Genomic DNA, 20,430 nt, shown 5'->3' with positions numbered 1-20,430 from the left:
ACGGTGTTCTCCATCCGACAGGCGCCCCCGATGGGCGCGCGGTACGGATGCGAGTGTGCTCGCCGGGGAGCCCGGTTCCGCCGGTCCTAACGCTTTCCTGACGGCCGGGGGCGGTGGGCGCGTCGAATCCTCACACGATCCGAACGCACGGTCGCCTGAGCGCTCGTTCGAACGGGCGCTCGGGCGCTCACTCGCGGGTAGCCCGAGCGGGCCGCTCCGGATGCGCTAGAGCGGGTAGGCGGTCGCGTCGTCGGCGGCGAACGAGAACCACACGGTCGCCCCGGGCGCGAGGTCGAGCTCGGCCGCGGCGCGCGGCGAGAGGTCGGCCGCGAGCGTGCCGGCGCGCACGCGCACCGTGTCGCCGCGCGGCTCGACGTCGGTCACCCGGCCGGGAAGGCGGCAGGATGCCGGGGGCTCCTCGAGCGTCACGGCCACCGCGGCGGGGCGCACCGAGACGCCGGCCGCGGTGCCGTCGGTCACGGGCTCGGTGAAGCGGGCGTCGACGCGCCGGCCGTCGGCCGTCAGCACTCGCCCGCCCCGGGCGGTGCCCGTGATGAGGTTCACCCCGGTGAGCCCGGCGGCGAACGGGGTGCGGGGCCGCTCGAGCACCGCCGCGGTGGGGCCGGAGTCGACGACCCGGCCGGCGTCGAGCACGACGACCCGGTCGGCGAGGGTGAAGGCGTCGAGCACGTCGTGCGTGACGATGACGGCGCTGCGGCCGGCGAGCACGCCCCGCAGCATGCGGCGGAGCGCGGGGGCCACCGAGACGTCGAGGGCCGCCATCGGCTCGTCGAGGAGCAGCAGCGCCGGGTCGGCGGCGAGCGCCCTCGCCACGGCGATGCGCTGGGCCTGGCCGCCCGAGAGCTCGGCGGGGCGGCGGCCGGCGAGCTCGACGGCGTCGACCTGCTCGAGCCAGACCCGGGCGTGCGCGGCCGACTCGGAACGCGATCGGCCCCGGCTGCGTGAACCGAAGGCGACGTTGTCGAGCACGCTCAGGTGGGGGAAGAGCAGCGCCTCCTGCGCCAGCAGTGCGATGCCGCGGGCGTGCGGGGGCAGCCAGCGGCCCCGGCCTCGATCGTGGTCCCGGCCCGGCCCGCCGAGGTCGAACAGCACCCGGTCGCCGAGCCGCGCCCACCCCGAGTCGGGCCGCAGCAGCCCGGCGGCCACCGCGAGCATCGTCGACTTGCCCGATCCGTTCGGGCCGAGCACGGCGACGGTCTCCCCCTCCGCGACCTCGATGGCCACCGACACGTCCCGCTCGGCGAGGTGCGCCTCCAGCTCGAAGCTCATCGCGGCCGCCGCCTCAGGCGGAGCCCGGCGGGCTCGCCGGCGCGGTGCGCGACGGCCACGACGACCACGGCGACGACGACCAGCACCAGCGAGAGCGCGACCGCCGCATCCGGATCGGTCTCGCGCTGGAGGTAGATCTCGAGCGGCAGCGTGCGCGTCACACCCTGCAGCGAGCCCGCGAAGGTGAGCGTGGCACCGAATTCGCCGAGCGCGCGGGCGAACGACAGCACCGCGCCCGAGACGAGAGCGGGCAGCACGAGGGGCAGCGTGATGCGCCGCAGCACCGTGGTGGGCCGGGCACCGAGGGTCGCGCCGACCGCCTCGTAGCGGGTGCCGACCGTGCGCAGAGCGCCCTCGAGGCTGAGCACGAGGAAGGGCAGTGCCACGAAGGTCTGCGCGAGCACGACCGCCGTGGTCGAGAACGCGATGGTCACGCCGAAGGCCTCGAAGCCCTGTCCCAGGAGCCCGCGCCGACCGAAGGTGTAGAGCAGGGCGATGCCGCCGACGACCGGCGGCAGCACGAGCGGCAGCAGCACGAGCGAGCGCAGCACCTTCTGCCCCCAGAACCGGGTGCGCGCGAGCACGACCGCCATCGGCACCCCGAGCAGCACGCAGAGCGCGGTCGAGGCGAGGGAGGTGCGGAGACTGAGGCCGAGCGCGTCGAGGGAGGACTCCGAGGTGATCAGCGGCACGAACTCCGCCCAGTTCACCCGCACGAGCATCGCCACGAGCGGCAGCACCACGAAGGCGGCGCCGATCGCTGCGACGGCTGCGACCCAGCGCGGAACCCCGCCGTACGTGCTGCCGGACACCGGCGGGCCTACCGTGTGCCGAAGCCGGCGGCGGTCAGCACCTCGCGGCCGGCGCTGCCGGTGACGAGCGCGACGAAGGCCTTCGCGGCCGCCGGGTTCTGCGAGTCGGTCACGGGGGCGATCGGGTAGGTGTTGACGGCCTCACCCGCCTCGGCGATGTCGATGCCCTCGACCGCGTCGCCCGCCGCCACGACGTCGGTGACGTAGACCAGGCCCGCGTCGGCCTCGCCGCTCGTCACCTTGCCGAGCACGTCGGTGACGGAGGACTCCTCGCTGACCGCGGGGATGCGGACGCCGGTGGCCGTCTCGAGTGTCTCCGCGGCGGCACCGCAGGGCACCTGGGCCGCGCAGACCACGGTCGCGATGGCCGGGTCGGCGAGATCGGCGAAGCCCTGAACGCCGCCCGGGTTGCCCGGGGGCACGGCGATCGTCAGCACGTTGGTGGCGAAGTCGACCGGGGCTGCGGCGTCGACGAGCCCGGCGTCGGTGAGCTTCGCCATGTTCTTCTCGTCGGCCGAGGCGAAGACGTCGGCGGGTGCCCCCTCGGTGATCTGGGTCACGAGGTCGGAGGAGCCCGCGAACGAGAGCTCGACCGTCACTCCCGGATGCGCGGCCTCGAACTCGTGCGCGAGCTCGGTGAACGACGCCTTCAGCGAGGCGGCCGCGAACACGGTGATCGTGCCCTCGAGGGCGGCGTCCGTGCCGCTCGAGTCCGTGCCGCTCGGGGCGGCGGAGGATGCCGCGGCGTCACCGGCAGGGGCGGCCGCGCCCGCGCATCCGCTCATCAGCAGCAGGGTGGCCGCCGCCAGCAGCGCGGTCGTCACGCGGCGCATCAGGCCCGCCCGCCGGGGGTCTCGATCATCACGGTCGTGGCCTTCACCACCGCGATCGCGATCGAGCCGGGCTCGAGGCCGAGCTCGCGCACCGCCTCGCTGCTCATCAGGGAGACGATGCGGTGCGGGCCGCACTGCAGCTCGACCTGGGCCATCACGGTGTCGGAGACGACCTCGGTGACGACGCCGACCAGGCGGTTGCGCGCCGAGCGGCCGATCTCGGAGGGGTCGGCAGGCAGCACCGCGTTGCGGCGCGCCAGTTCGGCGACGGCGAGGGCGTCGACCACGCCGCGCCCGGCCTCGTCCTTCTCGCTCGCGAGCAGGCCGGTCTCGATCCAGCGGCGCACGGTGTCATCGCTTACGCCGAGGAAGCTCGCGGCGTCTCGGATCCGTATCTGCGTCATGGATGCCATGCTATCGCCGGATCTGCGGCTGAAAGGTCGATTCATGCGCCGGTGGGGCAAAATTGGAGCGTCAGCCCCGGACCCCGGCCGTCACCATGCAGCCGCGCGCACCGGAGGGGGACCGTCTTGTCCCAGCTGACATCACTCGACCGCCTGCCCTGGAGGCACGGGGACCGCACCCATTACGAGCACGGCGGGCAGCGCTACTTCCTCGCCGCGTCGAACGGCACCACGTGGGTGCTCGGCGACGGGGACACCGGGCGCACCCTCGCCATCCTGCGCGTCGACGAGAACCAGGGCACGCAGCACTGGACACTCCGCGGCCCCGCCCACGACCTCAGCGGCGAGAGCTGGCTGCTGCTGCTGGCCGCGGTGTGAGTCGCGGGGAAGGAAGGGGTGGCGCTTTCGGCGGCGGAGGTGGAGTGTGAGAGCATCCCTGCCCCGGGAATCCTCGAAAGGACCCATCATGGCCAAGAAAGACATCGAGAAGGTCGGCTTCGACCCGATCGAGTTCGCCCACGGACTCGGCATCCAGAGCAAGCACGCGTACCTCGCGGGCTTCGTCTCGATCGTCGTGTCGCTGATCGCCTGGCTCGCCTCGCGCGGCAAGAAGGACGAGACCGACAAGGCGAAGTCCGACCGATGGGGCATCTTCATCGGCCACTGGGCCCCGACCTTCTTCGCGATCGGCCTCGCGCTGAAGTCCGAGGAGTAGTCGACGCGGAATCGCGCACTGCAACGACGAAGGGCCCGCCTAGGCGGGCCCTTCGTTCGTTCCCGGGGGAACGGATCTGGTGGAGCTAAGGGGATTCGAACCCCTGACCTTCTCATTGCGAACGAGACGCGCTACCAACTGCGCCATAGCCCCGCTGACGCCGAAACGACAACCCCGATATTCTACGACGAAAGCGGCGCCGATTGCGAACCGGGGTCGGCCGTCGGCGCGGCCGCCGGGGTCCCTGCAGGCGGGGCGACCGCATCCCGGGCCCGCCAGCGGCCGAGCATCAGGATGGCGATCGACAGCAGCACCACTCCGATCAGCGCGGTGGGCAGGTCCATGAAGAACTCCATCACGAGGAACGGCGGCACGAACGCCAGCACCGTCGCCACCGCGACCACCGGCGTCGGCGGCGTCGGCCCCACCTCGCGCGGCGCCTCCCAGCGCCCGACGAGGAATGACAGCCCGAACACCGCGGCGAGCACCAGCACGAACATCACCGGCCGCGACCACCACCAGGCGGGGCTCGCCGGCTCGGGCGACGCCCCGGGAATGAGCAGCAGCGCGCCCGAGACGAGCAGGATCACGGGCAGGTGCCAGAGGTAGATCGTCATCAGCCGCGTGCCGACGAGGAACACCACGGCCCGGGCCGCGTGCGTGTTCATCAGGCGGGCGAGGGCGGGCTTCAACAGCCTCAGGATGCACGCCTGCGCCACCGCGAGCGCCACCAGCGGCAGCGTGGGCGGGTTGAGGTTCGTCAGCATGTCGTCGGCGTACGGGCCCCAGACGGTGAGCGGCACGAGCGCGGCGTAGGCGAGCGCCGCGATGCCGACGAGCGTGTACCAGCGCCGGGCGGCGAACCAGCCGTCGGCGTAGAAGAAGCCGAGCTGCTGCACGAGCAGCCATACGAAGAACAGGTTCAGCAGGCCGATCTCGGTGATGCCGGTGGAGTAGCGCAGCGCGTCGATCACGATCGCCCCGGCGAGCAGCACCAGGAGGGTGGCTCGCGGCGCCCGGGCGTGCCAGCCGGCCATCAGCGGCACGAGCGCCTGGCAGAGCGTGTAGGCGGCGAGGAACCACAGCGGCGACGCGGCGCCCGTGACCGCCACGTCGATCAGCGCGGGATCGACGCCGATGAGGCGCGCTCCCCCGATCACGACGGCGTAGAAGACGAACAGGGGCAGGGCCGGCTGGGCGAGCCGCAGCACGCGGTTGCGCACGTAGCCCGCGGCCGTGCCGCTCCGGCGGGTGAGGCTGCGCCAGGCGGTGAGGGACGCGAATCCGCCCACCACGAAGAACAGGGGCATGATCTGGCCGGCCCAGGTGACCGGGGCGAACCACCACTGCTCCTCGAGGGGCCGCGAGACGACGATCGAGCCGTCGGGCCCGGCGCCCACACCGACCATCAGCAGGTGGATCAGCACCACCAGCAGAACGCAGAACACCCGGGCCAGGTCGAGCGTCAGATCCCGCTTCGACAGGTCGATGGCGGCGGCTCCCGAGGCCGACTGCGATCTCGAGGCGGGGGCGCGGACTCCGGCGTCACTCATGCCGCCATCCTAGGAGCGGAGCCCATCGCCGCTCGGGCATACGACGGGCAGGTCGACGGATGCGCGTTCCGCACCACCCCGCCGCGAGACGATCGGGCGAGCTCAGCCGGCGCGACGCCGTGCCAGCACGGCGCAGTGTCAGCCCGCGCGCCGCCGTGCGAGAACGGCGTCGATGTCGAGGTGGGCGTCGGTGTCGCCGTCGACGATGCCCATGCGGGCGAAGCGGGACGGCACGGCGGGGGCGACCGGGGCGGCCGGCGCGACAGGCTCCGCGACGGGCAGCGAGGCGACGGTGGCCGACTCGGCCTCCAGGCGCGCCCGCAGGGCGGCCTCGGCCGAGGCAGCGGCCCGGCGCAGCGACTCGTGGTGGTCGGGCTCCGCCCGCTCACGGGAGGCGCGCGCGGTGGCCTCCGCGAGTTCGGCGGTCTTCACCGTGTCGAGCCGCTCGGGCACGTCGACCTCGGCAGGCTGGTCGAGACCGAGCGGCAGGGCCGTGCGCGAGAGGTAGAGGGGTCGCGGCACGGCGACGGGCACCCAGCCCGAGGCGCGGTCGCCGGCCGAGCGGCCGTCGTCCTCCGCCCCGACGACGGCGGGTGCGGCGGCGTCCTCGAACCCGTAGTCGACGAGCTCCGGCGAGGCCAGCGGCACTCCGTTCGGCGCGAGCGAGGCGGGCAGCCGCAGCCGGCGTCCGGCCCGGGCGAGCCGCACCAGCACCGCGATGCTGACGACCGAGGCCAGCGCGCCGCCGATCAGGATGATCCAGGCACCGGTGTAGACGGCCTGCATGCCGCCGAGCACGGCGACCGAGAGCGAGACGGCGAGCACCAGAGCGGTCACGGCGCGCGAGCGGCGCAGCCGGTCGGCGGTGCGCACGGCGGTCGGCACGGCCGAGAGCGACTGCTGCTGCGACCGGTGCTTCAGGATGCGCTCCTGCTCGGCGATCGACCGCGCACTCGCCTCGACCCGGATCTCCTCGGGCACCTCGGCGGTCTCGGCGAGGATGCGCAGGGTCTGCTGCAGCCGCACGGCGTTCCGCTCCGTGGCGAGGTACTGGCGCGAACGGAACCACGACGGCAGCAGGTACGCGAGCCACAGCACCGCCGCGAGGGCGATGATGAACCCTCCGCTGAGCCAGTCCGTCGTCATGGCTCTACGGTAGGGGCGCGCGCCGCCCGCACCCCTCAACGCGGGACGTGTGTCGGGTGGGAATCGGCTCCGCGTGAGCCGGCGGGTGTCGGACGCGCGCGACGGCGGGCGCCGCCGTGGCCGTCAGGCGCGTGTGATCGGGATGGCCCGCTGCGCCGCGATGCGCTCGCTCTCGGGCACGACCCCGTCACCCACGGGCACCTCGCCCTCCTGCCACCGCCGCAGCACGCCCACGGGCAGCTCCTCGCGCACCAGCGCGAAGCAGAAGTGGTCGCGCCAGTCGCCGTTGATGTGGATGTACCGACGCCGCAGCCCCTCGTACCGGAAGCCCAGCTTCTCGACCACGCGCAGGCTCGGCCCGTTCTCGGGCCGGATGCAGATCTCGATGCGGTGCAGCCCCACCGAGAAGAAGCAGTAGTCGCTCGCGAGCGCCGTGCTGATCGGCGTGATGTTCTTGCCGGCGAAGCGCTCCGACACCCAGTAGCCGATCGAGGCCGAGGCCACCGAGCCGTAGGTGATCGACGACACGTTCAGCTGGCCGGCGACCTCGCCGTCGTACTCGATCAAAAAGGGCAGGCCGAACCCCGCGCGCGCATTCGTCTGAAGAGAGCGGATGCTCGCGCGGGTGTCGAAGGACATCGGACCCTGCGGGTTGGTCGCCTCCCACGTGCGCAGCCACGACCGGTTCTCGATCAGCTCGCGCTCGAGGGTCTTGGCGTCCCGCACCCGGATGGGCCGGAGCGTGACGCGCCCCTCGGTCAGAGTGGGTACGAACATGGCTGGAACACTACCGCGGGGCCCGTCCGGTTCAGAGTCCGGCCACGAACTCCTGCAGCCACGGCCGGAGGTCGGGACCGAGGTCCCTGCGGTCGCTGGCGAGCTGCACGATCGCCTTGATGTAGTCGAGCTTGTCGCCGGTGTCGTAGCGACGGCCGCCGAAGACGACGCCGTAGACGCCGCCCGCGATCGAGTCGTCGTCGGCGAGCGTGAGCAGAGCATCCGTCAGCTGGATCTCGCCGCCCTTGCCCGGAGGCGTGTTCTCGAGGATCTCGAAGACCTCGGGCTGGAGCACGTAGCGGCCGATCACCGCGAGGTTCGAGGGCGCGGTGCCCTCGTCGGGCTTCTCGACGAGACCGGTGACCTTCACCACGTCGTCCTCGTCGGTGGCCTCGACCGAGGCGACACCGTAGAGGTGGGTCATCGAGGGGTCGACCTCCATCAGCGCGATGACGGTGGCCGAACGCTTGTCCTGCACCTCGAGCATCCGCTTCAGCAGGGGGTCGCGGGCGTCGATGATGTCGTCACCGAGCAGCACGGCGAACGGCTCGTGGCCGACGTGCATGCGCGAGCGCAGCACCGCGTGGCCGAGACCCAGCGGGTCGCCCTGGCGCACGTAGTGCATCTCGGCGAGGGCGGTGGACTCGTTGACCACCCGGAGCATCTCGCCCTTGCCCTTCTGCTCGAGCGTCGACTCGAGCTCGTAGACCCGGTCGAAGTGGTTCTCGATGGCGGCCTTGTTGCGGCCCGTGACCACGAGGACGTCGTTCAGGCCGGCGCTGACGGCCTCCTCCACGACGTACTGGATGGCGGGCTTGTCGACGACCGGCAGCATCTCCTTGGGCATCGCCTTGGTGGCGGGAAGGAAGCGCGTGCCGAGTCCGGCGGCCGGAATAACTGCTTTGGTCAGTGGTGTCCCCATGTCCGAGAGCATATCCAGGTTCGCGCATCCCTCACTCCACGCGGCTCTAGAATCGATCTCATGGCCACCGACCGCAGCACCGACAAGCGGGCCCTCCGCGCCGAGCTGCGCGAGCGCCGGCGAACCCGCCCCGCCCATGTCGTCGACGCCGCCGAGCTGGGCTTCACCGAGAACCTCGTGAAGATCGCCACCGAGACGGATGCGCGGGTCATCTCCGCGTACCTGTCGACGTCGTTCGAGCCGAACACGCGCCCCTTCATCAACTGGGCGCTCGCCGACGGCCGCCGCGTGCTCCTGCCGATCGCCCGCCAGGACGGCCTGCTCGACTGGGCCGAGGCCGACGGCGAGACCGAGACCGAGGGGCTCTACGGCCTGCCCGAGCCGGCCGGCGGCATCCTCGGCCCGATCGCCATCAACGACGCCGACCTCATCGTGATCCCCGCCTCGGCCGTCGACGGCCGGGGCACCCGCATGGGCTGGGGCCGCGGCTACTTCGACCGCACCCTCGGCTCCATGGAGAACTGCCCGCCGGTGTTCGCCGTCGTGTTCGACGACGAGATCCTCGACGAGGTGCCCCGCGAGGTGCACGACGCACCCGTCGACGGAGCCGTCACCCCCACCCGCATCATCCGTTTCGCGCGCTGACCGCGCGAGAAGCCCGTTCCCGGAGGCTCCTGTGCCCACCTACTCCTACCGCTGCACCGAGTGCGACAACGCCTTCGACATCCAGCAGGCCTTCACCGACGACACGCTCACCGAGTGCCCCGTCTGCGGCGGCAAGCTGCGCAAGGTCTTCAGCCCCGTCGGCGTGACCTTCAACGGCTCGGGCTTCTACCGCACCGACTCGCGGGCGAAGACGTCCGACTCGACGCCCGCCTCGAGCTCGTCGTCGAACTCCGACTCCGGCGGCGGCAGCTCCAGCAGCGCGTCGAAGTCCGATTCCTCCAGCTCGAAGTCGGCTCCGGCGGCCACGTCGACGCCGTCGAAGGCGGCTTCCTCCTAGGCTTGATCCCATGTTCAAGGGATTCAGGGAGTTCATCCTCCGCGGAAACGTCATCGACCTCGCGGTCGCCGTGGTCATCGGCGCCGCCTTCACCGCGGTCGTCAACTCGATCGTCGCGAACATCTTCAACCCGATCATCGGGGCGCTGTTCCGGGCCGACAGCCTCGATAGCGCGGGCATCGTCGCGATCGGCGACGCCGAGATCAAGTTCGGCGCCGTACTGGGTGCGATCATCCAGTTCCTGATCGTCGCCGTCGTCGTCTACTTCGTCTTCGTGCTGCCGATCAACCACCTCAAGAAGGCGGCGTTCGCCATCAAGGGCACCCCGGCCGAGTCGCTCGAGAAGACGAACGAGGAGCTCCCTCCCACCGAGACCGAGCTGCTGATCGAGATCCGCGACCTGCTCGCCGCCCAGCGGGCCGCCGCGGCGGACGAGCCACCGGCGACGGGTCACGTGCCGAAGCACTAGCGGTCACCAGTGCGGGGGCACGTCCCGCTTGAGCTGCTCGTCGTTGGCGCCGGCTCCGGATGCTCCGCCACCGCCCGCGCGCGGGGTGACGCCCCACGCCTGATCGGTGTCCTCCGCGGCGCGCACCCGCTCGCCGTCGGGCCCCGTCTGGGGTGACGGGTCGCTCCCCCGCACGGCCGAGGTGGCCACACGCCGGCGCCCGAGCTTCTTCACGTCCATGACACCAGCGTACGGGCCGGGCCCGGATGCCGGACCCAGCCCGGATGCCGGACTCAGACCGAGATCGGCGACGTCTCCACCAGCTGCAGCTCGCGCACCCCGATCACCGAGGCGATGCGGGCCGCCACGGCCTCCGGGTTCGTGAACAGCTCGAAGGAGTGCACCCGCAGGTAGTGCCAGCCGAGCCGGCGGAGCATGTCGGGCCGGAGGCGCAGGGACTCGCGGAGCGAGGTGGAGTGCACCACCGCATCCGTCTCGATCGCGATCGCGCGACCGTCGTGCGAGGCCACCAGCGTCAGCTTGCCGCGGTGCTCGAAGGCCACCTCGAGGCCGCGCGCGCCGAGCCGGCGGGCGAGATCGATCAGCAGCGCGTCGCCGGGGCTCGAGAAGGTGTCGGGCGTCGGCCCGGTCTCGGCCTCCTGCAGGATCTGGCGCAGCGCCACGACCCCGTAGTTCATCCGCTCCTCGTCGATGTCGGCGGGCATGAAGCAGCTCACGATGTCCATGGATCGACGGGCCCTCGTCATACCGACGGCGAGCAGACGCTCTCCCCCGGGACGAGCGAGCCCGCCGAAATTCGTGAGCACGCGCCCGTGGGCGGTCTTGCCGTAGCCGACCGAGAAGATCACGCGGTCGCGGCTCTGGGCCACCGACTGCTCGAGCGTGGCGACCATGAACGGCTCGGCCCGCTCCTTCAGGATGAAGTCGGCCAGGTCGCTGCGCTTCGCGAACGCCGCCAGCACGGCCTGCTGCACGCGCACGGCATGCTTCGGCGACGCCGTGATGACCATCAGCGACTCGCGCGGGTAGTTGATCGCGTGGTCGAGCACGAGCGAGACGACCTCGTCGACCTCGGCGTCGACGCTCTCGACGGCCCCGGTCTCGGAGTCGGGCATGCCGCCGCGGCCCTCGACGTAGTGCAGCGCGAGGCTGCCGTGGCCGAGGAAGGTGCCGGCCCAGGGCAGGGAGTCGATCTTGCCGCCGTAGAAGCGGTGGTTGACGAGCTCGGCCAGGTCTTCGCCGCCCGCGCGGTAGCTGCGGGTGAGCGAGAGTGTCGGCACGAGGTCGGCCAGTCGGGCGAGCGCCGAGTCGGCGTGCAGCTCCTCGACCAGCTCGGCGTCGACCGCCGTGCGGGTGCGGGAGTCGTCGAAGGGCCGGATGGCGACCTCGAAGTGCGAGGGCGTCTGGGTGACCGGGTCACCGAACGCAACGACCTGACGGCCGCGACGGATGGCGCCGACGTTCTCGGCGAGGGTGGTCGCCCCCGCGTCGACGAGCACGACGGTGTCGAAGGTGATCGCGTCGGTGATCTGCGGCACCTCGTAGGGCGAGGCGAGCCAGACCGGCGCGAGCACCTTGCCGAGGTGCGGCGCGGCCTCGTGCAGGGTCGCGGAGGTGACCTTGTCGGTGCGCAGCAGCTCCTTGAGCGCGCTCGCCTCGGCGGGGTGGTCGACGAGGCCGACACTCCAGGTCTCGGCGAGCTGCCACGAGAGCAGCTGGCCGTTCATCGAGGCGTGCGCCTCGTCGACGAGCCGGAAGTCGCCCTCGAGGCGGTCGAGCACGCCGGTGTTGGCGCCGAGCAGGGCGCGGTCGCCCTCGAGCATCAGCTCGAGCACCGACTGCCACCAGGCGAGCTCGAGCTCGTCGGGCACGGCCGACTCGGGCACGTGGCGGTTCGACAGGTCGACGAGCAGCGGGTCGAGCGAGTGCTCGTGCAGCGAGTCGAGCAGCGCGGTGCGCTCCTGCAGGTTGGCGAGCACCTCCGAGTCGGCGGCCAGGCCCTCGACCATGCCGATCAGCTGGTCGATCGGCAGCGCGCCGAGGTGCTGCGCGGTGCCGGAGCGGCCGAGCGGCAGATCGAGCTGCGCCAGGTCCTCGGTGACGCGCTGGAAGGCCACCTGCACGTCGTTGATGCCGACGGGGATCTCCGGCGGGATGCCCGCCGCCGCGTAGCGGTACCAGAGCGTGCGCTGCTGCTGGATGCGCCGCAGCGACTCGTTGATGTCGCCGATGTGCACGCCGGGGCGCACGTACTCGCGGGCCAGCGCCTTGAGCCGCCGACGCGAGGTCGACGACATCTGCGGGGCGTCGCGACGCGGCGAGGTGGCGGCGATCAGGTCGGTGAGCGAGCGGTCGAAGACCACGGGCAGGAACTTGTCGAGCGTCTCGCGCAGGTCGGCGAGCAGGCGCAGGTAGGTGCCGAGCTCGTTCAGCGAGGTGAACGGCCGCATGCGGGTCTGGCCGATGAGCTCGTAGGCGCCGGTGAGCAGCCGCGGCAGGTCGGTGCGGTCGAGCCGCTTCGCGAGCTGGTGCGTGCGGTGGGCGTCGTCGCTCGAGGAGAACTGCGCGCCGTACCAGGGAGAGTCGTCGGGGCCGTAGCGGAACTGGCCGAGCTCGGCCGCGCGGCTGAGCGTCTTGGCGGCCTTGGCACGGCCGGTCGCGAGCGACTCCAGCGCGGTGCGGTCGAGCCGGGCCGTGGTCGAGGGCGGGTTCGGCAGCAGCGCCAGCCGGGCGAGTTCGCGCAGGGCGTCGAGCACCGAGACCTTGAGCGTCGGGTCGACGCGCGACATCGAGGAGCGGTAGTCGAGCAGCACGCCGCGCAGGCGCACGAGGGCCTCGTCGATGTCGGCGACGCGGGGCTGCGACGCCTTCTCGTTGCGGCCGATCGACTGGATCAGGTCGCGGCGCAGCGTGCGGGGCGAGACGGCGACGCCGGGCAGGCCCACGTCGCTCAGCCGGCGGCCGATGCCGCTCAGGCTGAGGCGGCGGGGGCTGACGACGAGCACGCGCTTGTTCTGCGCGACGAGGGCGCCGATGGCGTTCACGATGGTCTGGGTGCCGCCGGTGCCCGGAAGCGTCTTGACCACGATGGAGTTGCCGCCCGAGATCTGGGCGATCACGTTCTCCTGCTCGCTGTCGGCGTCGAGCAGCAGGGTGTCGGTGCTGGGGGCTCGGTGGTCCTGCGGCGAGGGCTCGACGGGGTGGTAGCCCTCCTGCACGGCCCGCCGGGAGCTGAAGTTGCCCGCGAGGGCGTCGAGCACCGGATGCGCGAGCTCGGTGCTGTCCGCCAGCATGGCGCTCGACACGTCGGCGAACGACGACACCACGAGTCGCGGCTGGACGGCGAACCAGGGCAGGTGGGACGTGAGGCTGCGCAGCCGGTCGATCACGGGCTGCGGCTTGAAGACACCGCTGGACTGCGCCAGCGCCACGAGGCTCTCGCCGTCGAGCGTGATGCCGAACTGCTCCTGCAGCGCGCGCACCAGCACGGGGTTCACGAACGGCACTCCGCGGAGCTTCAGCTCGAAGTCGCGGCCGTAGCGGCGCACCGAGATGGGGCGGAGGAGCACCGGCGCGCGGAACTGCTGGGCACCCGCGTCGCCGACGCCGGCCGGGCTGCCGTCGGGGTTCGGCGCGCGCCACTCGGCGAGGCCGATGGCGAGGTGCACCGAGTCGATGCCCCGCACCGAGCGGAGCTCGACGCCCTTGTCGGTGATGGCGCCCGCGGCGATGCGGGCGTTCCGGAGCGCGAGCTCGTCGCGGATGAGGCTCGACAGCAGCGTCGAGTTGCCCGTGATGAACTGCGCCAGACCACCGGGATGGGTGGTGCTGAGCTCGATCCGCGAGCGGGGGGTGTCGTCGAAGACGATCAGCGGCGATTCGCCGCCGAGCGCCGCGATCTCCGCACGCCACAGGTCACGGGCGGGTTCGACGAGACTCTCCGTCGTGAACACCTGTCCGATCGGGCCACCGGCAGCGGACTGCCCGTTGCGGCCCCAGGCCGACTCGGCAGAGTCGGGGGCAGACGTCGGATCGTCTGCTTCTCGTTTCTTATCGGCACGCCACACACCGCCACAGTACGTGCGACCTCCCGGAATATCGCGCAACCACAGGCGAGTTTCGGAATAAACGGGGGCACGGAGCCGCTGAGAACAGGGACATGACTGCTCTCTCGGTGCTCGATCTCATCCCCGTCCGCTCCGACCAGACGACGGGAGACGCCGTCGCCGCGAGCCTGGCGCTCGCCCGGGCGGCCGAGCGCCTCGGCTACACCCGCTACTGGATGGCCGAGCACCACAACATGCCCTCGGTCGCGTCCACCTCCCCCGCCACGCTGATCGCCCACTTCGCGGCCGGCACCTCGCGCATCCGTCTGGGCTCGGGCGGCGTCATGCTGCCGAACCACGCCGCCCTCACGGTGGCCGAGCAGTTCGCCCTGCTCGAGGCGATGCACCCGGGCCGCATCGACCTCGGTCTCGGCCGCGCGCCGGGCTCCGACCCGGTCACCGCCTACATGCTGCGCGGGCAGCGCTCGACGACCGACACCGACCCGGCGGCCTCGTTCCCCACCGACGTCGAGACGGTGGCCGCCCTGCTGGGCTCCGACCGCCCGGCCGACCGGCCCTTCGGCGACGAGCAGCCCGGGGTGGGCCTGAACGTCGGCGGCCGCTCCTACGAGCTGCAGGCCACGCCCCGCAGCAGCTCGGCACCCGAGCTCTGGCTGCTCGGCTCCAGCGACTACAGCGCCGCCCTGGCCGCGAAGCTCGGCACCGCCTACGTCTTCGCCAACCACTTCGGCCAGCCCGGGATCGACCGCGCCCTGGCGATCTACCGCGACGACTTCCAGCCCTCCGAGGCACTCGCGACTCCGAAGACGCTGCTGACCGTCAACATCTCGGTCGCGGCCACCGCGGAGGAGGCCCGCCGCCGCGCCCTCCCCCAGCTGATCGCCATGGCGAGACTCCGCACCGGCGGCGTGCTCGGCCCGCAGCTCACGGTCGAGGAGGCCGAGGCCACCGCCCTCAGCCCGATGGAGGAGCAGTCGGTGCTCGAGCAGGAGCGGCACTGGCTGATCGGCACGGCCGACGAGGTCGAGGCACGCATCCGCCCGCTCACCGAGCGCCACGGTGTCGACGAGGTCATGGTCTCCCCCGTGGCCGGGTCGCTCGCGACCGACGGGCCGCGCGAGACGCCCGCCCGGGTCGAGGCGCTCGAGCTGCTCGCGACCCGCTTCCCCGAGCTGTCGTCGGCGCTGCAGCCCGCCTGAACCACCGCGCCGATCCGGTGGCCGGGCCCGACGGCTCCGGCGTGGCTCAGTGCGCCGACCAGCCGCCGTCGAGCAGGTAGCTCGAGCCGGTGGCCATGGCCGCGTCGTCCGAGGCCAGCCAGGCCACGAGCGAGGCGACCTCGTGCGGCTCGACCAGGCGCTTGATCGCGGCGTCGGCGAGCAGGATGCGCTCCAGCACCTCCTCGACCGAGACGCCGTGCGCCTCGGCCTGCTGCTCCAGCTGCCGCTCCACGAGCGGGGTGCGCACGTAACCGGGGTTGACGCAGACGCTCGTCACCCCATGCGGTGCCGCCTCGAGCGCGGTCGCCTTCGAGAAGCCCTCGAGACCGTGCTTCGCGGTGACGTAGGCGCTCTTGAACGCGGAGGCCCGCACGCCGTGCACCGACGAGATGTTGATGATCCGGCCGAAGCCGCGCGAGTACATGCCGGGCAGCGCGGCCCGCACCAGCAGGAACGGCGCCTCGAGCATGATCGAGAGGATGCGCCGGAACTCGGCCGGGTCGAAGTCCTCGATCGGGCTGATGTGCTGCACCCCGGCGTTGTTCACGAGGATGTCGACGTCGCCGAGCATGCCCGCGAGCCGCTCGTCGGTCAGCCGGGCGGTGTCTCCGAGATCGACGGCCCAGGCCCGGGTGGCCGGCCCGGAGGGGCCGGAGCGGAGCTCGTCGGCGAGCGCCTCGGCGCGGGCTCCGTCGAGATCGGCGAGCACGAGCTCGGCGCCGCGGGAGGCCAGCTCCCGTGCGACCGCTGCGCCGATGCCGCCGGCCGCGCCGGTGACCAGGGCGCGGCGGCCCGCGAGCGGCAGCCGAGCATCCGGGATCACGGCCCAGGGCACCTGCTGCAGCGTCATGCCCGCACCGCGCCCGACTCGGCGGCCACGCGGGCCGCATCGGCGGCGTCGACCGCGCGGAGGGAGATGCCGCGGGTCTCGCGCAGGGTGAGCACCGTGACGGCGGTGATCGCGCAGGCGATCAGCACGTAGAGGGCCACCGGGATCCAGGAGGAGTACTGCTGCAGCAGCGCCGAAGCGATGATCGGGGCGAGCGAGCCCGCGACCACCGACGTGACCTGGTAGCCGAGCGAGACACCGGAGTAGCGCATCCGGGTCGGGAACATCTCGGCCATGATGGCCGGCTGACCCGCGTACATCAGGGCGTGGAAGCAGAGGCCGATGGTCACCGCGGCGACGATCAGCACAGGGTTGAGCGTGTCGAAGAGCGGGAAGGCGAAGAACGCCCAGGTGGCGCCGAGCACGGCCCCGGCGAGGTAGACGGGCTTCCGGCCGATGCGGTCGGCCAGCCGGCCGGCCTGCGGGATGACCGCGAAGTGCACGGCGTGGGCGATCAGCAGGGCGAGCAGCAGCTGGCTCGTGTTGTACTCGTGCACGGTGACGAGGTAGACGATCGAGAAGCTGACGATGATGTAGTACAGGATGTTCTCGGCCAGCCTCAGACCCATCGCGCTCAGCACCCCGCGGGGGTACCGGCGCACGACCTCGAAGACGCCGACGCGCACAGCCTTGGACGCCTCCGCCTCGGCGCGAGCCTCGATGAAGATGGGCGCCTCGTTGACGTGGGTGCGGATGTAGTAGCCGACGAGCACGATCAGCGCCGAGATCCAGAACGCCACGCGCCAGCCCCAGCCGAGGAACTGCTCGGCGGGCAGCACGGCCGACATCGTCAGCAGCACGAGCGTGGCGAGCAGGTTGCCGACCGGCACCGCCGCCTGCGGCCAGCTGGCCCAGAAGGCGCGCGAGCGGTCGGGGCTCTGCTCGGCCACGAGCAGCACGGCACCGCCCCACTCGCCGCCGAGGGCGAAGCCCTGGATGAAGCGCAGCACCACGAGGAGGGCCGGCGCCCAGTAGCCGATGCTGTCGAAGCCCGGCAGGCAGCCGATCAGGAAGGTGGCGGCGCCGATCATGATGATCGTGACCTGCAGGGTGTGCTTGCGGCCGAGCCGGTCGCCGATCTGGCCGAACACGATGCCGCCGAGCGGGCGGGCGATGAAGCCGACCGCGTAGGTGAGGAAGGCGGCGATGATGCCGTCGAGCCGGGTGCCGGCGTTGGGGAAGAACACGGTGCCGAAGACGAGGCTCGCGGCCGTGGCGTAGAGGAAGAACTCGTACCACTCCACGACGGTGCCGACCATCGAGGCGGCGACCACCTTCTTCAGGCCCTTCGGCGCGGCTCCCCCGCCTGCTGCGCTGCCGCCGGCCTCGTTCCGGGCCCCTGCCGTGCCGGGTTCGACCCGGACTCGATCGTTGACGCTCATGCTGTCTCCTCGGTGTCGTCGTTGACAGCACCGAGTATTCGTGCACATCCGCGGGCAGGCAATGAGCAATCCGGCGCATCCGCTGTGCATAATTGCAGACATGTCACCGGAGACAGGGCCCGACCCGCAGGATCTGCTCGTCCTGCTCGCCGTCTCGCGCACGGGTCGCTTCACTTCGGCCGGGGCCTCGCTCGGGCTGAACCACACCACGGTGGCCCGCCGCATCGGAGCCCTCGAGCGGTCGCTCGGCGGGCGGGTGCTCTCGCGCGCGGCCGGCGGGTGGGAGCCGACCGAGCTCGGACACCGCGCCCTCCGGGCCGCCGCCGGTGTCGAGGAGGCCCTGGCTCAGCTCGGCCCCGACGAGGCGGATGCGCGGATCACCGGCGTCGTGCGGATGTCGGCGACCGACGGGTTCAGCGCCTTCGTCGCGGCTCCCGCGGTCGCGCGGCTGCAGCGCGAGCATCCGCTGCTGCGCGTCGAGCTGGTGTCGGTGACCCGGCGGGCTCTTCAGCACCGCTCCGGGCTCGACGTGGAGGTGGTCGTGGGGCGGCCGGAGGTGCACCGGGCCGAGGCGATCCTGCTCGGGCGGTACGTGCTCGGCATGTACGCGTCGCGGGAGTACCTCGCCGCGCACCCGGCGCCGGCGGCCGTGGAGGAGCTGGGTGAGCATCCGCTCGTCTACTTCATCGACTCGATGCTGCAGGTGGACGACCTCGACGCACCCCGGCGGCTCGTGCCCGGGATGCGCGACTCGCTCAGCTCGACCAATGTGTTCGTGCACGTCGAGGCGACCCGGGCGGGAGCCGGCATAGGCTTCCTGCCGTGCTTCATGGCCGACCGGCACGCCGACCTGGTGCGGCTGCTGCCCGGGGAGATCGCCGAGACGCTCTCGTACTGGATGGTCGTGCGACCCGAGTCGCTCGCCCAGCCCGCCGTGGCGGCCGTCGTCGACGCGCTCCGGCGACAGGCCGCGGCGCTGCGGCCGGCCCTCCTCGGAGAGCCGGCCGCAGCGCCGTCGATCACTCCGCCCGGGGGCGTCGGCGCTTCAGAACGGTGACGAGCCCGACGATCAGACCGCCCGCGACGAGCGCCAGACCGGCGAGGCCGAGCGGGGCGCTCTGACCGGCGCCGGTCGCGGCCAGCGAGTTCGACCCGTCGGCCGCCGGTGCCGGGGTGGCCGGAGCCGGGGCGGGGGCGGGTGCCGGCGTGGCCGTGGGGGTGGGCGTCGGGGTCGGGGTCGGGGCGAGGTGCACCAGCTCGGGCGTGGAGGCCGGGGCGACACGGTGCAGGGTGGCCTGCTCGTAGTCGTACGACATGGCGAGCAATGCGGCGTCGGCGCTCCGCGGAGCGGCGAGCTCGAGACCGACGGCGGCGCCCGTCGAGGTGAAGCCGGCCGGCAGGGAGACGGTCGGCACGCCCGTGTTGGCGCCGACGTCGCAGAACGTCGTGCCCGCCCAGTCGGTGGTGGCCGAGGTGGCGCTCGTCGGCATGGCGAGGGCGTCGAGGTCGTTGTCGACGAAGAACCGGTCCATCGCGGCCTTGCCCGCGTCCTGCTCGGCGACGGCGGTCTCGTAGGCCTCGTTCGGGAAGTCCGGGAAGCTCGTGAAGTAGTCGATGTCGCCCTGCTCCAGCGACGACTTGCCGTCGGCGATCACGTCGGAGAAGGTCAGAGCGTCGGCCGGCTCGGTCAGCTCGGCAAGGCCCTCCGGCCAGGTGGCGTCGGTCGTGGCGAAGAAGGTGTCGATGGAGGACTGCATGTCCATCCAGCCACCGCTCTTCAGCACGGTCGAGACGAAGTCGCGTGAGAACTGCGGCACCTCGACGATCTCGGCGCCCTGCGCCTCGAGATCGGCGACGGCCTGGTCGACGAGCGCGGTGGTCTCGGCGAGGCCGGGGCGGGCCGGGTCCTCCTCGAAGTCCCATTTCACGTAGCCGATGCGCTTGCCCTCGAGGGCGGTGTCGCTGAGGCCCTCGACGTAGCGGTCGGTCGACTGCTCGTTCGCGATCACCGTCTGGGGGTCGGCCGGGTCGTAGCCGGCGAGCACCTCCATCAGCAGGGCCGCATCCGTCACCGTCTTGGTCATCGGGCCGGAGACGTCCTGCCGCACGCTGAGCGGAACGATCCCCGCGACGCTCGTCAGGCCCATCGTGGGCCGGTAGCCGACGAGGCTCTGGTGGGCGCTCGGGCCGACGATCGAGCCGCAGGAGTCGGTGCCGAGACCGGCGGGCGCGTAGCTCGCCGCCACCGCCGCGCCCGTTCCGCCACTGGAACCGCTCGCGCTGTTCAGCTGGTTGTAGGGGTTGTTGGTGCGGCCCCGCTCGGAGCTCAGGGTGAAGGTGCCGTGCCAGGCGAACTCGGCCATGTTGGTCTTCGCGATGATGATCGCGCCGGCCGCGCGGAGGCGCTCCACCGCGGTCGAGTCGACCTTCGTCTGGTAGGTGTGCAGCGAGGCGCTGCCCGCCGTGGTGGGCATGTCGAAGGTGGCGTAGTTGTCCTTGACCAGGATGGGCACGCCGTGCAGCGGGCCGCGGAGCTCGCCGGCGGCGCGCTCGGCGTCGAGTTCGGCGGCCGTCGCCAGCGCCTCGGGGTTGGCCAGGATGACCGCGGCGAGCCCGGGCTGGTCGGCGTAGGGGTCGTCGTAGGCCGCGATGCGGTCGAGGTACTCCTGGGTCAGCGCGACCGAGGTGGTGGTGCCCGCCTCGAGCTGAGCGAGCACGTCGGAGATGCCGAGGTCGACGACGTCGGGGGCGGGAGCGGCGGTGGGGGCGGCCGGAACGGACGAGATCAGCGGGGCGGCGCTCGCCGTGGCCGAGGCGGTGATGACGAGACCCGCGCAGACGGCGGTCGTGGCACCGAGGCGGGCGAAGGAGCGGAGGCGGGACGGGGAATCGGGCAACGGACATCCTTAGGTGATCGACAGGGGATTCCCAGTATCGGGTCGACGTAT

20 protein-coding genes and 1 tRNA gene are annotated in these 20,430 nt (G+C 72.2%); 7 read left to right on the top strand and 14 right to left on the bottom strand.

All coding sequences use genetic code 11. The features are described 5' to 3' along the window. Window positions 1-225: 225 nt before the first annotated feature. From BJ984_RS08375 to BJ984_RS08360, 4 genes are read right to left on the bottom strand one after another with little or no spacing between them, the layout of a single operon-like run. Window positions 226-1,290, bottom strand: coding sequence for a sulfate/molybdate ABC transporter ATP-binding protein (locus BJ984_RS08375; protein ID WP_179547617.1), 1,065 nt, complete (start codon window positions 1,288-1,290; stop codon window positions 226-228). Further along, window positions 1,287-2,102, bottom strand: a complete 816-nt coding sequence (locus BJ984_RS08370) for an ABC transporter permease (RefSeq protein ID WP_179547616.1) — start codon at window positions 2,100-2,102, stop codon at window positions 1,287-1,289. The genes BJ984_RS08375 and BJ984_RS08370 overlap by 4 nt, the downstream gene beginning before the upstream one ends. Window positions 2,103-2,110: 8 nt before the next feature. Next, window positions 2,111-2,935 (bottom strand): molybdate ABC transporter substrate-binding protein, encoded by an 825-nt coding sequence (gene modA / locus BJ984_RS08365; protein ID WP_179547615.1) that lies wholly within the window; start codon window positions 2,933-2,935, stop codon window positions 2,111-2,113. Then, a complete protein-coding gene (locus BJ984_RS08360) occupies window positions 2,935-3,339 on the bottom strand; it encodes a TOBE domain-containing protein (RefSeq protein WP_179547614.1) in 405 nt (134 codons plus the stop codon). The genes modA and BJ984_RS08360 overlap by 1 nt, the downstream gene beginning before the upstream one ends. 126 nt (window positions 3,340-3,465) lie before the next feature. Here BJ984_RS08360 and BJ984_RS08355 point away from each other — a divergent pair, with 126 nt between their 5' ends. After that, window positions 3,466-3,717, top strand: a complete 252-nt coding sequence (locus tag BJ984_RS08355) for a hypothetical protein (protein WP_179547613.1) — start codon at window positions 3,466-3,468, stop codon at window positions 3,715-3,717. An 88-nt stretch (window positions 3,718-3,805) separates the two neighbouring features. Then, a complete protein-coding gene (locus BJ984_RS08350) occupies window positions 3,806-4,054 on the top strand; it encodes a hypothetical protein (protein ID WP_179547612.1) in 249 nt (82 codons plus the stop codon). Window positions 4,055-4,131: 77 nt separating this feature from the next. Here the strand turns inward: BJ984_RS08350 and BJ984_RS08345 are convergent. From BJ984_RS08345 to galU, 5 genes are all read right to left on the bottom strand, one after another. Continuing rightward, window positions 4,132-4,207 (bottom strand) — tRNA-Ala (locus BJ984_RS08345). Between the two features lie 29 nt (window positions 4,208-4,236). Continuing rightward, window positions 4,237-5,607: an acyltransferase family protein gene (locus BJ984_RS08340; protein WP_179547611.1), complete on the bottom strand. Its 1,371-nt coding sequence runs from the start codon at window positions 5,605-5,607 to the stop codon at window positions 4,237-4,239. 138 nt (window positions 5,608-5,745) lie between these two features. After that, window positions 5,746-6,753 carry a hypothetical protein gene (locus BJ984_RS08335; RefSeq protein ID WP_179547610.1) on the bottom strand — a complete coding sequence of 336 codons (1,008 nt, stop codon included), beginning with the start codon at window positions 6,751-6,753 and terminating at the stop codon, window positions 5,746-5,748. 123 nt (window positions 6,754-6,876) lie between these two features. Further along, on the bottom strand, window positions 6,877-7,530 hold the full coding sequence (locus BJ984_RS08330) for a GNAT family N-acetyltransferase (RefSeq protein ID WP_179547609.1): 654 nt from the start codon (window positions 7,528-7,530) through the stop codon (window positions 6,877-6,879). Between the two features lie 31 nt (window positions 7,531-7,561). After that, on the bottom strand, window positions 7,562-8,452 hold the full coding sequence (gene galU, locus BJ984_RS08325) for a UTP--glucose-1-phosphate uridylyltransferase GalU (protein ID WP_179547608.1): 891 nt from the start codon (window positions 8,450-8,452) through the stop codon (window positions 7,562-7,564). A gap of 60 nt (window positions 8,453-8,512) precedes the next feature. Between galU and BJ984_RS08320 the strand changes: the two genes are divergently transcribed. Genes BJ984_RS08320 through mscL form a run of 3 tightly spaced genes read left to right on the top strand, consistent with a single transcriptional unit; the run spans window position 8,513 to window position 9,924 of the window. Continuing rightward, a complete protein-coding gene (locus tag BJ984_RS08320) occupies window positions 8,513-9,097 on the top strand; it encodes a 5-formyltetrahydrofolate cyclo-ligase (RefSeq protein WP_179547607.1) in 585 nt (194 codons plus the stop codon). A gap of 31 nt (window positions 9,098-9,128) precedes the next feature. Continuing rightward, window positions 9,129-9,455 (top strand): FmdB family zinc ribbon protein, encoded by a 327-nt coding sequence (locus BJ984_RS08315; protein ID WP_179547606.1) that lies wholly within the window; start codon window positions 9,129-9,131, stop codon window positions 9,453-9,455. A gap of 10 nt (window positions 9,456-9,465) precedes the next feature. Then, a complete protein-coding gene (mscL, locus tag BJ984_RS08310; RefSeq protein WP_179547605.1) occupies window positions 9,466-9,924 on the top strand; it encodes a large conductance mechanosensitive channel protein MscL in 459 nt (152 codons plus the stop codon). Window positions 9,925-9,927: 3 nt separating this feature from the next. Here the strand turns inward: mscL and BJ984_RS08305 are convergent, their stop codons facing one another. Both BJ984_RS08305 and BJ984_RS08300 read right to left on the bottom strand, forming a co-directional pair. Next, window positions 9,928-10,143, bottom strand: a complete 216-nt coding sequence (locus tag BJ984_RS08305; RefSeq protein WP_179547604.1) for a hypothetical protein — start codon at window positions 10,141-10,143, stop codon at window positions 9,928-9,930. A gap of 53 nt (window positions 10,144-10,196) precedes the next feature. Beyond that, window positions 10,197-13,877, bottom strand: a complete 3,681-nt coding sequence (locus BJ984_RS08300) for an AAA family ATPase (RefSeq protein WP_271206475.1) — start codon at window positions 13,875-13,877, stop codon at window positions 10,197-10,199. Window positions 13,878-14,083: 206 nt separating this feature from the next. On the opposite strand from BJ984_RS08300, the gene BJ984_RS08295 reads away from it, so the two are divergent. Continuing rightward, the gene (locus tag BJ984_RS08295) at window positions 14,084-15,190 is read left to right on the top strand and encodes an LLM class flavin-dependent oxidoreductase (RefSeq protein ID WP_179547602.1); all 1,107 of its coding nucleotides are present in this window, start codon (window positions 14,084-14,086) and stop codon (window positions 15,188-15,190) included. Between the two features lie 46 nt (window positions 15,191-15,236). On the opposite strand, the gene BJ984_RS08290 is transcribed toward BJ984_RS08295, so the two are convergent. Then, complete coding sequence (locus tag BJ984_RS08290) at window positions 15,237-16,061, bottom strand: 3-hydroxybutyrate dehydrogenase (RefSeq protein WP_179547601.1); 825 nt, start codon at window positions 16,059-16,061, stop codon at window positions 15,237-15,239. Then, a complete protein-coding gene (locus BJ984_RS08285) occupies window positions 16,058-17,482 on the bottom strand; it encodes an MFS transporter (RefSeq protein WP_179547600.1) in 1,425 nt (474 codons plus the stop codon). Before BJ984_RS08285 ends, BJ984_RS08290 begins: the two co-directional genes overlap by 4 nt. Before the next feature lie 100 nt (window positions 17,483-17,582). Between BJ984_RS08285 and BJ984_RS08280 the strand changes: the two genes are divergently transcribed. Beyond that, entirely contained in the window at window positions 17,583-18,539 is a 957-nt protein-coding gene (locus BJ984_RS08280) for a LysR family transcriptional regulator (RefSeq protein ID WP_444979735.1), read from the top strand. Here BJ984_RS08280 and BJ984_RS08275 read toward each other — a convergent pair. Next, window positions 18,502-20,379, bottom strand: a complete 1,878-nt coding sequence (locus tag BJ984_RS08275; protein WP_179547598.1) for an amidase — start codon at window positions 20,377-20,379, stop codon at window positions 18,502-18,504. The genes BJ984_RS08280 and BJ984_RS08275 overlap by 38 nt on opposite strands. Window positions 20,380-20,430 lie beyond the last annotated feature (51 nt).

It is taken from the genome of Herbiconiux flava (genome assembly GCF_013409865.1).
Classification (GTDB): Bacteria; Actinomycetota; Actinomycetes; order Actinomycetales; family Microbacteriaceae; genus Herbiconiux; species Herbiconiux flava.
This window is presented reverse-complemented; position numbering and strand designations above follow the sequence as displayed.